We start from the raw sequence: 14,666 nt of genomic DNA on the forward strand, positions 1-14,666 counted from the left end.
GATAATTTTGACTTAGATAAAGCCAATTCTTGAGACGGTTCAATTATCTCCGGTTTAACTTCTTCTAACTTATTTAGTGCGATTTCATCCGAAATTTCTGATAATTTTGACTTAGATAAAGCCAATTCTTGAGACGGTTCAATTATCTCCGGTTTAACTTCTTCTAACTTATTTAGTGCGATTTCATCCGAAATTTCTGATAATTTTGACTTAGATAAAGCCAATTCTTGAGACGGTTCAATTATCTCCGGTTTAACTTCTTCTAACTTATTCAGCGCGATTTCGTCAGAAACTTCCTCGGATTTTGACTTATAAAAAGCCAATTCTTGAGACTGTTCAACTATCTCCGGTTTAACTTCTTCTAACTTATTCAGCGCGATTTCGTCAGAAACTTCCTCAGACTTTAACTTAGAAAAAGCCAACTCTGAAGAACTTCCTAAAGGTATAAAAGCAGAATCCGATGGAACCCAATTAAAATCTTTTTGATCTAAAGAAAACTGTTTAATCTCTAATAGATTAGACTCATTAAAAGAAACCGGAAAAAGAAACAGAGAACTTTGCTTAATTTTATTAAAGACAATATTTTCAGAAACCTCTTGGCTAACAAAGAGAGATTTAGGTTGAGTCACCTCGGCTTTGTTTAAAGAAATCTCTAAAGAAGATTGTAGCGTAGGATTGATAGAATTAAAAAACCTATTCTCACAAAAAGTTATTTCCCCTTCAGTTTCGCCTAAACCTAAAACTGGAGAAAAGTTAGCTTGAATTGTAGACTGCGGTAATAGCCAATCTAAATGTAAATCATATGATGTATTTAGTGGGTCTTGAGAATGGGCAAAACAAGCTGGAGACGTTTGACCACTTGCAGAATTAGATAGTCCCATAGTTGCAGTCAGCCCAAAAACTGCAACGAAAAGAGGAGATAAGCCCATGTTGTTCACACTTTTGGACATCCACACACCGAAAAATCACTCATCAGTCATCAGTCATTGGCCAAAAGCAGAGATATTGAAGAATCCCCAGTCTCTTGACGCCCGACATCTGACAAACTGTGAAATTTTACCATTATGTGGGTACCCAAAAATTGGGAATTCACAAACAATTCGCTCTAACCCTTGATAGAACAGTCAGTTCAGCGAATGAGTGTTACCCTAAAATTAGCCTAAACTCTCGCTGTTTTCAGGCTTTTTGGGTGATCGAGGTTAAATCTCTCCAACTCCTAGCCGATTAAGAACACCGCAACCCGATCAACTGAGCGAATCTTTCACCTCTACCTATTATTACCCCATCTCGCCTCGCTCTGGCTGTTACTCACGAACAGTTTATTGAGTTCGCTTTGTTGAGTTCGCGATCGCCAACGGGAAGTGGTACAGTAAATCAGAAATCTGGCATTTTGGGAGTGTTTGGGGTTTGGAAGCGTCAAACTTAACTCGGCGTGCTATTCGACTTCTCTACAGGTTTTCATCTTCCCAGCAGTAAATATTATCTCTAAAATAGAGCTTTAAAATGATAAAAATTTATGACCGATAAAGATGACAATATTTCTGACAGAAGCCACAGATATTACTAGAATTCGTTTGTCTTCACAGATCAACTCAAATCAGCGTAGCCAATTTGGTCAATTTTTAACTCCTGCTCCCATAGCCTGTTTTATTGCACAGCAATTTAATCATCTCTCCGGTCATATTAAAGTTTTAGATCCGGGTGCAGGAATCGGAACGTTAACTGCTGCTTTTGTAGAGAGACTATTATCTAATACAAACAATATTGAGAGTTGCTTTATTACCGCCTATGAAGTCGAAGATCAATTTTTATGTCCTTTAAGAAAATGTCTTGAAAACTGTTGTTTTGCTTTGGGTAAAAACGGAATAAAAGCGGATTACTATTTGTATAATAAAAGTTTTTTAGAAGCCAACCTCGAAATTAACTTGCCTCTGTTTACTGAATCCCATCGCCAATTTACTCATATTATTGCAAATCCACCGTATAAAAAAATCAATAATCAATCTGTTGAAAAAAAGTTACTTACAAAATTAGGGATTGAAACTGTCAATTTATACAGTGCTTTTATCTGGCTTGCTATATTACAGCTTTCTGAAAATGGAGAGATAGCTGCAATTACACCTCGAAGTTTCTGCAATGGTGCTTATTTTCGTTCCTTCCGTCAAGCACTTTTACAAGAAATAAAATTCAACAAAATTCATGTTTTTGAAAGTCGTAAGCAAATTTTTTATGACGATCATGTTTTACAAGAAAACATTATTTTTCATGGCATAAAAACTAAAAAATATATTGAATTCATCGAAATAAATTCTCAAATAGGTAACAAACTTTATGAAGAAGTAGGAATTAGATACATACCTTATAACCAAGTTTTTGATACTAATAATTCAGATAGCTTTATCCATATTGTCACGAACTCACTAGAGGATTTCTTGAAAATCCAAATGGAGAAGTTACCTTGCACATTAGAAGATTTAGGCTTGGAAATATCAACAGGCCCAGTTGTTGACTTTCGGCTAAAATCCGAATTGAGAAGTTCCTTAAATCAGCAAAATGTTCCATTAATTTATCCCGAATCTATAAAATTAGGAAAGGTATCTTTTCCACCAGTGAAACCCCGAAAATCAATTGCAATTGTCAACAATAATGAAACTTCAAAATGGTTAACTCAATCGGGTTGGTATGTTTTAATCAAACGTTTTTCTAGCAAGGAAGAGAAGCGTCGTGTTGTTGCTGCTGTATGTACGCCTATAAATGCACCCGTTTTTGGAATTGAGAATCATCTGAACTATTATCATGCAAAAGGAAAAGGGATGAATGCAAATCTAGCACGAGGTTTAGCAGCATTCCTAAATTCTAGCTTATTTGATCGCTACTTTCGTCAATTTAGTGGACATACACAAGTCAATGCTACAGATTTACGCAGAATTAGATATCCTTGTAAAGATGCTCTAATCAAACTTGGATGTAAAGTTGGTGATTTAATTTTAAATCAGGATAAACTTGACACACTGATTCACGAAAACTTACCCATTATGAATGAAGCTGTCAACGCAATTCAAGCCAGTAAAAGAATTGAAGAAGCTTTAGCGATTCTTAAAGAAATTGCAGCACCAAAAGAACAGCAAAATGAACGTTCAGCATTATGTTTACTTGCGCTTGCAGATATTAAACCTCAAACTCCTTGGAATCAAGCAACTGCTCCAAGACGTCGAATAACCGAAATGATGAATTGGTTTCAGCAATATTACGGGAAACAATATGCTCCGAATACCCGTGAGACAGTTAGACGACAAACGATGCACCAATTTATTCAAATGGGGTTAGTTGTTGAAAATCCCGATCAACCCGACCGACCGATTAATAGCCCCAAATGGTGTTATCAACTGCACCAACAAGCTCTGCTACTTTTGCAAGCTTATAGCTCTCAACAGTGGGAAGAAGCTCGTCGAAACTATACCCTTTCGGTGGCTAATTTATTACAAAATAAAAGCCGTAATTTACCTCATATTCTTGTAACTTTACCGGATGGTCGTTCTATTCAGCTTTCATCCGGTGGACAAAACAACTTAATTAAAGATATTCTGGAAAGTTTCTGTCCTCGATTTACTCCTGGAGGTATTATTCTTTATGTTGGTGATGCGGGTGACAAGTTTATTATCAATGAACTTCAAAAACTCCAAGAATTAGGAATTGAGCTAAACCGTCGGGGTAAAATGCCCGATCTTGTGGTTCATTATACCCGTCAAGATTGGTTGGTTTTGATTGAAGCGGTGACCAGTCACGGCCCCGTTAATTTAAAACGACGCAACGAATTAAAACAGTTATTTCAGTCAAGTAATAAAGGATTAGTATTTGTAACAGCCTTTCCCAGTCGTAAAGAAATGACTCGTTATCTGGCGGAGATTTCTTGGGAAACAGAAGTTTGGATAGCCGATCAACCCGATCACATGATTCATTTCAACGGTGAGAGATTTCTTGGCCCCTATGAAGATATAGAAACCTGTTCTTAAAGTTCTACAGAATCAACATTTACAAATTTAAAATTTTTCTGTCTTTCAAAATCTATTATAATAAGTAAGCTAAAATAATAAATGATCAACTGTGGTGGACGACGAGCTATATCTCAATAAATTTCTTAATCCTCTGAATGTCTGTAAACGATATCAACCCAAACTGGGTCAAGGCAATAAACAACAAGGATTAAATCTAACCCAGTTTTTATCACTTTATGGAGCCGATCCCTTTTACTCATGGATTGGTCTTGACTCCGATTTAATGTATGCGGCTCACAAAGCTGCGGGTGGTATGACTTCAATTTATCGTCAGATTGGTAGAGGATGTGAAAACTTATTTAGGCAAATATTAATAGACTCTACAGGTTATGAAGATGTAAAATATTCTACCTGGTCTTATACAACCAAAACCAAAGCAAATAAAGATAAAGTGTTAACATTAGATGGTCGATTAGAACTTGCAGCCATTCAAAATTCAGATATTAAAGCAAAAGTTACTCAATGGATAGTCGATTATAGTCGTTTTCTAAATGTTCCTGTTCCAGCAAATGGAGCAGTCTTTGAGGTTCGCCAGGGATACAAAAGCAAAGATAGCAAGAGACAAAATGCGGATATAGATAATGTTGCTGTTGCTTGGGCTAATGGGTATTTACCTGTTTTTGCAATATTCTCTTCTCAAATTGATGCGGATTTAGTATTGCGTTATCGATCCGAGCCGGGGCGGAGTAATTATGGGGAATGTCTCCGGTAGTAGTACGACCTCTCTTTTCGTTTTTTGTAAAGAGGTTTTAGATTATGATTTGGTAGACTTCTTTCAGAGAAACTCTGAATTAATAAAGAAAGAAATGTTGACCACACTAGAAATATTATTGAGTGCAAAATAAATTGATGTCACCTACTCCCAGCCAACGAGCAGATTATACTTTCAAATACAACCGTAGTTATGGGCGACATGGATGGCTACGCCTGACTCCCGCTTATAGCGTAAAATTGGTTGAAAAACTATTAATCAGTGGGGAGGAAAACTTAATTATTCTTGATCCTTTTTCCGGAACAGCGACAACTGCACTGGTGGCGGCTGAAAACGCATATCAAGCTTATAGTTTTGACATCAATCCCTTTCTAGTTTGGTTGGGAAATATTAAATGTAAAAATTATTCCCAAGAGCAAATCATAAAGATTCGTCATGCTGTTAATAATGCTCTTGTAGAATTTCAATCCTCTCTAGGAGAAGAACACTGGATACCGAATATCTTTAATATTGAACGCTGGTGGTCTAGTCAAACCTTAACAATTCTTTCAGCACTAAGATATAGTTTAGTTCAACAATTTGGCGAACCTAAAAACAGTGCAGATTTGGGAATTGTTTGGATTGCATTTTGTCGGCTAATTATTGAGACTTCCTCGGCAGCATTTAATCACGTTTCCATGTCATTTAATAATAAAGTAACCCATTTTGAGGTTGATAAAATTGAACAACTTTTTATTGACATCCTTGATTTTATCTTGAAATCGACTTCAAAACCGATTCGAGGTAGCACCAAGATAATTAAAGCAGATGCTCGTTGTATAATTAATCTAAATGAAGTCAAAGTAGATCGGGTTATTACTTCACCACCTTATCCAAATCGAATTAGTTATATTCGTGAACTCCGTCCCTATATGTACTGGACTAAATTTTTAAATGAAGCAAAAGAAGCGGGTGAAATCGATTGGATGGCAATTGGTGGAACTTGGGGAATTGCAACCAGTAGACTAAAATCTTGGCAGATAGATGAAGTTAATTTACTACCCGAATCTGTTTATAATGCGGTAGAAAATATTAAAAAATCCGAGGGTAAAAATGCCCATATATTATCAATTTATGTGTTAAAATACTTCTATGATATGCACCTACATTTAAGATCGCTTCGACATCTTCTAAAAGATGGTGCTAAGATTGATTATATCGTCGGAAATTCGACTTTCTTTGGTAATAGAGTTGATACGGCTAGTCTGCTTGCTGAGTCTATGAAAATGCTAGGCTATAAAAAAATTAGCTTTGAAATCATTAGGAAACGAAATTCTAAAAAGGAATTATACGAGTATTGTGTCTCTGCAACTTGGGAAGAAGCTTAATATTTTGTTAGGAGTTAAAGACAAATTACTTGTATAATATGATCGGTGAGTTTATTCAGTTGATAAATACCAAAATATAACAAATTTACTTGATATGTTAGCGGACTGAAAATTAATCTAAATTTAAACTTAAACCCAGAAGCAACTCCCATGATAAACTAGATTTTAGAATCAAACTCTCAACCTAAGCATTCTATTTGTAGAACTAAATTTAGGAAGATTAATCATGGCTAAACCTCGTATTTTTACTCAGAGCCGACGTCATTTTTTGAGTAATATAGCTTTGCTGACTCTTGGCTTGATGGCGAAGGACTGGCTTTATCCGTCCCGTGCATTTGCAGATTCTTCAGCTTCAGCAAATAACACTTCAACTCGCGAGATTTATCACATTTTCGTTCCCTATGCTAAAGCTCGTCGAGGCGGACAACAGATTATTACCTTGCGATCGGGAGACACTCAACTGATATCAATTCCAGCAGGAATTCGAGAGAATCAGGAGAAAGTTATTTCTGGGGTGGGTCTGGGAGGTGAAGATATTGTCGTCGTTTTCCATACGTTATACGACCGGATTACAAGAATAGGATCGGAAATTTACGAAGAAATTGAAAAGACCAAATTCATCGAGCAATCAAGTCAAGAGAAATGCAAGTCGGTTTACGATCAAGTCGAAGATTCTCGATATATGTACGATCTGATTGCATTGGAACTGCTCGATTATGTGATTTCTTCATCAAAGATAGATCCTCAAATTCAACAACGGTATGAAATCGCCAGCAAAAACTCCCGTTTAGTTGGAATTGAAAAAGCGATCGCATCTGCGCTAGCGGAATCAAATTTAACAGAGAAAGAGAAGAAAACAATACGAGGAACCTATGAATACGTCCGTGCGGGGGAACCCGTTCCCGATTTTAAAGCCCTGACCGATCTCGATACGATTATCACGAACTCTACACTACCTCTGACGATTCAACAAATTTACTCTCTTGCCAGCGCTACTTCTCGGGCTTTAACAGTTGACTTTATTTTAGTTAATTTAATCAAAGAAAGTCAAAAATTGAGTCCGGGTCGCCAGGAAGAATATCTGGCAATTTACGATCAAGTTCGCAGCGGTGAAACGATTTCCGAATCCGACGTGGCGACTTTAACATCTTTAGACTCATTTATTGAAAAAGCCAATATTCCAGAAAATGCTAAAGTTGTTTATTTCCTAACCAGACAACAGGATTCCAACACGGAAGTAAACTTTACAGAAAAAGTAAGTGCTTTTATCCAAGATGCGGATGCACTCCAAGAACAATTGGAGGTTGCTAAAAACAGAGGCGGTGCAGTTGTACCCCAAGCAACTAAACTGCTCACTCAAATTGGAGCAGAAACCGCCACAGGAGTCAGTATCAGCAGTTTGTCGGGAGCCGCAGCAACGAATGCAACATTAGCTTTCCTCGGTGGAGGTTCCGTCGCCGCAGGGGGTTTGGGAATGTTGGGGGGATTGGTTGTCGCAACCGGAGGCGCCGCGTTAATTGGTGCCGCAGGACTGGTCTCGGTGGCGTTAGTCTCGCAAATGGATAGCCAAGACTTGACGAATTTAGGTGTTGCAATTACAACCGGAACTCTGGTAGGGGGGGCGAGTGTTTTTGCGGCTTGGACTGCGGCGAGCGCTTTGGGCATCGCAAGTTCATTATCGGGCGCTGCGGCTATCAGTGCAACCATGTCGGTTTTGGGTGGACTAAGTGTAATGACAGGCGGCGCTGCTCTGGTTGCTTCTGCAACTGCGGTTGTGATTTGGTCATTTTTGGAGGGCGGAAAGCGACGAGATGGGAATATATTGCGTCAGTTGGAAACTCGTATTTACACTTTGACCAAAGATCCAACACCTGATTCTATAGGAGAATTGTTACAAGAAATGATGGGTTCTCGGTATGGGTCTTTTCTGAGTCAAGATAGTTTTTCTGCTCCAAATATTCCCTTAGGTAAACTTTCAAATTCTTTGTCTACTTGGCTATTGGTTGATTATAACGAAAAAGTCCTATCTTTAATAGACACCAGTATATTTAAGGATGCTAAAAATGGCATAGCGTTCACAGATCGAAGAATTACCTGGAAAGAGGACTTAATTCAATATCAGGATCTGGCGAAGTTATCCAACCGTGAGTTCTTGTATTTACTCTCTAATTATCAGGACAGAAACCATTTGAGGTCTTTAATCAACTTTGTAGAAACATCGCCCAATCCCAAAGACTATGAAAACTTAGTTAGATTCTTTAATGTTCAATTGGGTGAACTGCTATCCAATAAACAAGATGCGAAGAAATTGTTTGAGTTTGTAGAGCTAGTGAAAACATCTTATGAAAACAGCGAAGATTATCAAGTTTTAGTTAAATTTGTTGATCCCAAACTAGCAAAGCTTATCTCTAACGAACAAACCCGAATGGAATTATTTACATTTGTAGATGTGGTTAATAAAATATTTGATGACCGACAAAGCTATGACTACTTAGCTCAATTTTTTAACCAGGAATTTGTAGAAGTTATTTCTAACTCTAACAATAGACAAGATTTGTCGAAGTTGATAGCATTAGTAGAAAAATTAAATGATGAACAAGACCAGAATAAATTTGTTCAAATACTCAAAGAGATTGCTCAAAAATACAGTTTAGCTTAGGATTTATTTCTTGACGAATCTCGCGATCGCCTCTTTCAAAACGCTCTATTAATTGGGTGACTCTAGAGTGCGATCGCGTAGCTTTTCCAAAGAAAAATTCCTTTTTTTTAACTGTTCCATTTCAATTTATAACTTTAACCTAACTGAGAAGCACCATGAACTAAAATCCCCATAATTTTTGTTAAATCTCGCAAATAATACTCAACTAAATCAATACTAATCACCTGTTTATTTAGCTTGAGAAACTTCCAAATATTACCCGAAGTCACCACACCATAAATACTTTGAATTTGATTTCCTTCTCGTTCGTTAAACAGTTGGGCGGCGATCATTTCAGCAATACATTGACCCAAACCACTGTTAATATTTTCTTTCTTGGCTTCTACCAACGTCACAACGGGCGATCGCACAAACAAAAACTCTCGCTCTCGACTAATAATAAAATCACAAGTTCCGTTTAAACCCAATTCGGGAGCGACATTAAATTCCGTTCCCGAAAATAAGCTGATTTGGTCTTGCAATTGTCGTCTGAGTTCGAGTAAAATGGGAGCAATAATCAACTCAGAACGGGCTTTTTCCGTGCTAATTGCCAGGGCGAGAGGAACATTGTATTCTAAAGTTTGGAGTAGAAAAGAACTACATTCAACTTCGGGAATCTCCACAAACAAGTTAACCTGTTCCGATAGGGTTAAGTTAAATGTTTTGACGACTCGCTCTAGGGTAAATTCACCGTAAGACATCGCTCCCAGGTTTTGATTTTTTAACCGTTTTGAGTTTGGGCTAAAACCCGTTCTAAAACTTGTTGATAAGCCGACTCAACGTTTCCTAAATCGTGGCGAAATCTATCTTTATCCATTACCCTTAAATTGGGGTCGGTTTCGCCTTTATTCCACAAACGACAGGTGTCGGGGCTAATTTCATCGGCGAGTACCAATTTACCATCTGAAGTGTAACCAAATTCGAGTTTAAAGTCTACTAACGTAATCCCACATTGTTCAAAAAACTCGGATAAAACTTGATTAATTTTCAGCGATAAGGCTTTGATTTCGTCGAGTTGTTCGGGCGTGGCTAACTTTAATAATAATAAGCGATCGCGTGTCAATAAAGGATCGCCCAATTGATCATTTTTGTAGCAATATTCAACCAAGGTTGGTTCTAAAACCGTCCCGGCTGGAATTCCGGTTTGTTTGCATAAACTCCCGGCTGCAATATTGCGAACAATCACTTCTATTGGGACAATTTTAACTCGCTTTACTCTCATTTCATTAGCAGTCGGAGTCTCAATAAAATGAGTAGGAACTCCTTCAGCTTCTAAGCGTTGAAAGAGGTGAGTTGAGATCGTATTATTGATTTCACCTTTACCTTGAATTGTCCCTCTTTTTTGAGCATTAAAAGCCGTCGCGTCATCTTTAAAATGGGCGAGTAATATTTCGGGATCATCGGTGGTATAGACAATCTTCGCTTTTCCTTCGTAGAGTTTTTGAGGAACAGACATAGAAATGAATGAATTCTAGAAATGTGTTTACGCTTGCAATTATAAACAGAGAGACGTTCTATTAGATCGTCTATTGTAGTGGGAGTTTGTCCATTAAAGAATAACAGACAAATCCTCCCTTATTTTGCCATTAAAACAACCGATGATCGAGGATTAACTCGATAACGAAGGGCTTTAACAGGTGGAGCCATTTTAACATCATAAAGATCGTGAGGAGCAGAAAGTCCTGTATCAACAATTCTGTGCCAATATTGTCCAGAACGCAAGGGAGGTAACTCAAAAACTAAGGGTTCCCAATGAGAACTCAACATGATATGAAGATATTCTCCAGTATCGGGATGACGCAAACTAAACGCTAAATAACGAGAATCTTCTTCCCAGTTGGGTTGATCTAAATGGAGTCCATGCCAAGTAATATAAGGTAAATGTTGACCTTCTGCTTGCAAAATAGTGTTGATCCGGAACATATGTCGTTCTTGGGTAAAACGAATAATTCCTTTCATAAAACGCAGTATATCGGCTTGTTTCCCAATATCACTCCAATCAAACCAACTCAGTTCATTATCTTGACAATAGGCGTTATTATTTCCAGATTGTGTGCGTCGAACTTCATCACCCATTAAAATCATCGGCGTGCCTTGAGAAACAAATAGAATTGTCATAAAATTCTTGATTTGTTGAAGGCGTAAAGCTTCTATTGCTGGATTATCTGTTAATCCTTCTTCTCCACAATTCCAACTCACATTATAGTTACATCCATCCCGATTTTTTTCTCCATTGGCTTCATTATGTTTATCATTGTAAGATACTAAATCATTGATCGTAAATCCATCATGGCAGGTAATAAAATTAATACTACAATGGGGTTCACGATCTGTTTTCGGATAAATATCTGGACTTCCCATAATTCGAGCCGCAAGCTGTTGAACTTTGCCAGGATCACTTTTGACAAAACTGCGAATATCATCCCGATATTGCCCATTCCATTCGGTAAAGCGATCGCCTGCAAAAGAACCGACTTCGTATAGTCCTCCTGCATCCCAAGCTTCTGCAATCAGTTTCGTTCCGGCTAAAACAGGGTCAGATTTAATAATCCATAAAATTGGTGCATCGTCTATCGGATAACCATTTTTATCCCGAGAGAAAATCGAGGCTAAATCAAATCGAAAGCCATCGACGTGCATTTCTGAAACCCAATATCGTAAGGAGTCTACAATTAACTGACCTGCGATTTCATAGTTGGCTTTAACGGTATTTCCACAACCACTATAGTTACTATAATATTGCTCGTCTTCTTCTTCTAAAATATAATACAAAGCATTATCTAACCCTCTAAAACATAGAGTCGGGCCGTTATGATTTCCTTCAGCCGTGTGGTTAAATACTACATCCAAAATCACTTCTAATCCGGCTTTATGAAAAGCTTTGACCATATCTTTGAATTCTTCAACTGGCCCAAGCGGATCACGACGGGAACTATAAGCCCGATGGGGAGCAAAAAAAGCAACGGTACTATATCCCCAATAGTTTTTTAAGGGAAGAACAGCATCTTGTTCATCAAATTGGTGAATTGGCATCAGTTCAACCGCAGTAATTCCTAAATCTTTTAAGTAAGGAATTTTTTCGACTAAACCTGCATAAGTTCCTCGTTTATTGGCAGGAAGACCCGAACTCGGATGGCGAGTAAAACCCCCGACATGAAGCTCATAAATAATCGTTTCTGAGTAGGGAATTCTCAGAGGTAAATCTCCTTCCCAGTCGTAAGCTTTTGGATCAACAACGACGCTTTTAAAGGCTTCAGCACAATTATTTCCTGGTTGCGATGCCGCACCTCGACTATAATTTTCATCATTAACAACCGCTTTTGTGTAGGGATCAAGTAATATTTTATCGGGATCAAAACGATACCCAGCTTCTGGAAGATGTAAACCATCAGCTCGATATCCATAAATTTGTCCCGCTTTCATTCCGGGAATAAAAACGTGCCAATAATAAAACGTTCTATTAACATTAGGGTCGAGCGGAATGACCTTTGAGGGTTGAGCCGCATCGGGAGTGTCAAATAAGAGTAATTCTAAAGATTCACAGGTCTTTGAAAAAAGACAAAAATTAACTCCATTCGGGTAAACTGTTGCACCCAAAGGATAACTCATACCCGCTAGAACATTCATACTCATGTAGTAGACTCCTTGATTTATAATAGATCGAGAGTTGTTAACTTAGGCTGATCAATAATGCAATTATAGAATTAGCAATACAAATTAGTAATACTCAATTTGATATAGATCTACTGAACTCCTGATAATGGTTACAATTCGCCCTGTTGTTTCACGAAGGATTCCTCTGAAACTTCATCAAATTTTAGATGGAATGAGATCAGGTTAACCTTTCGTCAAAAAAATCTTCTATAATTTTATTACACTCGAATGCCAGTTGAGTTTGTTGGATTTGAGAACGGCTAAAGTAAGCTAAACGTTGTCCCTCATTCAGTTGAACTTGATTGAGATCTAAATTCAGGTTTTTCCAAAAAATGTATTCCTCACAATCATCCCACTCATATTTTCTAAAGAAAGAGACTTCTCCGACATCAACTTCAATTTCTTCTAACATTTCTCGAACAATTGCCTCTCGGGGAGATTCATCCTCCTCCATAAATCCTCCTAACAAATTCCAGGTATTGGGTTCGGGAATAGAACACTTTTGATCTCGCAAAACCAGTAGAACTTGATGCTGATCGTTGAGTAGAATGATTACACAACCAATCGGCTTTTTCATGTTAAACTAATAAAAGAAATTCACTTAACCTCTCAACTGAACATTGGTTTAAACTGAATGTCGCGTTCTGACAGTCCCTGCCTTAGTCTGGCAATTTCTCGCTTAAGCACAAGTGAAGCCAACCATTTTGCAACCTGGGTCGTGCAGTCGCCCTATCCCAGTGGCTATGTTCACCACGACTTCCTCTGGCCTGAGAGCCTTGACCAAGCCTGGCAAAGTTGGTTGGAAATGTTTTCCCCCCAAAGTTTAGCGCAGATCAAGCCTCTTTCTTCCCCTCAAGCGATAATTCCCTCGGTATCACTCACAGACTCAGGCCGACAGCTTAGTTATAGTAGTCGTCTGATGCAACATTTAGGCATTAATCTGTGGCAGTGGCTATTCCAAGGCACAATACAAAGCAGTTTGCATCGCAGTCAAGGGATTGCCATTGGTCAAGATCAACCCTTGCGAGTTCGGTTGGACGTGCGAGAACCCGATCTCATCCCTTTACCTTGGGAAATTATGCAACCCCAAGCAGGTCAACCGGCTATTTCCTTGAGTCAACAACTCTTGTTTAGCCGAACAACCAGTGATGTTAATCCTTTACCACAATTTCAAAGCGCTCAGTTGTTAAATATTTTACTGGTGTTGGGACAACCAGAGGCTGAAAACAAGAGCAACTCAAGTTCACAACCGCAACAAAAATCCCAGCATATTCAACAACTCCAACTCGAACAAGAAGCCCAACAACTAAGCCAAGTCTTCACCAACAGTAGTTCGTCAGTCAACGTTGACCCGGAGATCAATGCCCCCTGTCGCGTCACAACCCTGATTCAACCCAGTGTCTCCGAACTGATCACTCAACTAGAAACCGGAGAATATAACGTTTTATTTTATGGGGGTCATTGTATTCCCGCCGCCGATGGTGGGCTGTTATTTTTGCAACCCGATGTCACCCTCAACGGGACTGAACTCGCCCAAGTCCTCGTTCGGTGTGGGGTGGTGATGGCTGTGTTTAACGCCTGTTGGGGCGCTCATCCAGCAATTGCTCTGACACCCAACCCCAAAAGTACCGTCTTCCAAGCCATTCCCAGTAGTAGTTTAGCGAAAGTGCTAATTCATCATGGGGTTCCCGCTGTCTTAGGAATGCGAGACTCGATCACCGATCAAGAAGCCCTAAGTTTTATTCAAGCCTTTGCTACCGCCCTCGTCGCCCGGAAACCCATCGATCAAGCGGTGGCGATCGCCAGACAACATCTATTAACCCTTTATAAATTTAATCAACCCGCTTGGACACTTCCGGTATTGTATATGCACCCGGAATTTAGCGGAGAATTAATGCAGCCCCTTGAAGAAATTAGAACAGAACTCCCGGCGAATTCTCAAACTTGGTTGGGATATATTGCGCCCAGGGCGTGGCTACGTCTACCGAGTGATTTAAACCCGTCTTCGGGATCACCGCCTCAACTATGGCCGCTCGAAGCTGGAAGCGTGCGAGTTGGACGGGGAGAAGACAATGATATCGTCATTTCTGAACAATGGGTATCGAGTAAACACGCGGAAATCTTTTGTCGCAATGGTAGCGATGACAACCCCCAACCCACCTTTTTTCTGCGAGACTTTT

At 38.8% G+C, this 14,666-nt stretch carries 9 protein-coding genes and 1 pseudogene; 5 read left to right on the forward strand and 5 right to left on the reverse strand.

Annotation, left to right across the window (positions count from 1 at the left end):
• Positions 1-881, reverse strand: a pseudogene (locus tag M595_RS25500) (cell surface protein); the annotation flags it as partial.
• A gap of 648 nt (positions 882-1,529) precedes the next feature.
• Here M595_RS25500 and M595_RS25505 point away from each other — a divergent pair.
• The 4 genes from M595_RS25505 (at position 1,530) to M595_RS31625 (ending at position 8,793) form a co-directional block, all read left to right on the forward strand.
• On the forward strand, positions 1,530-4,013 hold the full coding sequence (locus M595_RS25505; protein ID WP_023069465.1) for a BsuBI/PstI family type II restriction endonuclease: 2,484 nt from the start codon (positions 1,530-1,532) through the stop codon (positions 4,011-4,013).
• A 94-nt stretch (positions 4,014-4,107) separates the two neighbouring features.
• Positions 4,108-4,767: a hypothetical protein gene (locus M595_RS25510; protein ID WP_023069459.1), complete on the forward strand. Its 660-nt coding sequence runs from the start codon at positions 4,108-4,110 to the stop codon at positions 4,765-4,767.
• Positions 4,768-4,904: 137 nt separating this feature from the next.
• Positions 4,905-6,134: a TRM11 family methyltransferase gene (locus tag M595_RS25515; protein WP_023069457.1), complete on the forward strand. Its 1,230-nt coding sequence runs from the start codon at positions 4,905-4,907 to the stop codon at positions 6,132-6,134.
• A gap of 226 nt (positions 6,135-6,360) precedes the next feature.
• Positions 6,361-8,793, forward strand: coding sequence for a hypothetical protein (locus tag M595_RS31625; protein ID WP_023069460.1), 2,433 nt, complete (start codon positions 6,361-6,363; stop codon positions 8,791-8,793).
• A gap of 134 nt (positions 8,794-8,927) precedes the next feature.
• On the opposite strand, the gene M595_RS25525 is transcribed toward M595_RS31625, so the two are convergent.
• The 4 genes from M595_RS25525 to M595_RS25540 all read right to left on the reverse strand — a co-directional run bounded on the left by M595_RS25525 (position 8,928) and on the right by M595_RS25540 (position 13,063).
• Entirely contained in the window at positions 8,928-9,533 is a 606-nt protein-coding gene (locus tag M595_RS25525) for a hypothetical protein (protein ID WP_023069463.1), read from the reverse strand.
• A gap of 20 nt (positions 9,534-9,553) precedes the next feature.
• On the reverse strand, positions 9,554-10,288 hold the full coding sequence (gene purC / locus M595_RS25530; protein ID WP_023069461.1) for a phosphoribosylaminoimidazolesuccinocarboxamide synthase: 735 nt from the start codon (positions 10,286-10,288) through the stop codon (positions 9,554-9,556).
• A gap of 119 nt (positions 10,289-10,407) precedes the next feature.
• Positions 10,408-12,465, reverse strand: a complete 2,058-nt coding sequence (gene glgX, locus M595_RS25535; protein WP_040484671.1) for a glycogen debranching protein GlgX — start codon at positions 12,463-12,465, stop codon at positions 10,408-10,410.
• Positions 12,466-12,664: 199 nt separating this feature from the next.
• A complete protein-coding gene (locus tag M595_RS25540) occupies positions 12,665-13,063 on the reverse strand; it encodes an NUDIX hydrolase (RefSeq protein ID WP_023069466.1) in 399 nt (132 codons plus the stop codon).
• Between the two features lie 57 nt (positions 13,064-13,120).
• Between M595_RS25540 and M595_RS25545 the strand changes: the two genes are divergently transcribed.
• Positions 13,121-14,666, forward strand: a 1,546-nt coding sequence (locus M595_RS25545) for a CHAT domain-containing protein (RefSeq protein ID WP_040484672.1), incomplete at its 3' end; no start/stop codon positions are given.

Source organism: Lyngbya aestuarii BL J (assembly GCF_000478195.2).
GTDB lineage: Bacteria > Cyanobacteriota > Cyanobacteriia > Cyanobacteriales > Microcoleaceae > Capilliphycus > Capilliphycus aestuarii.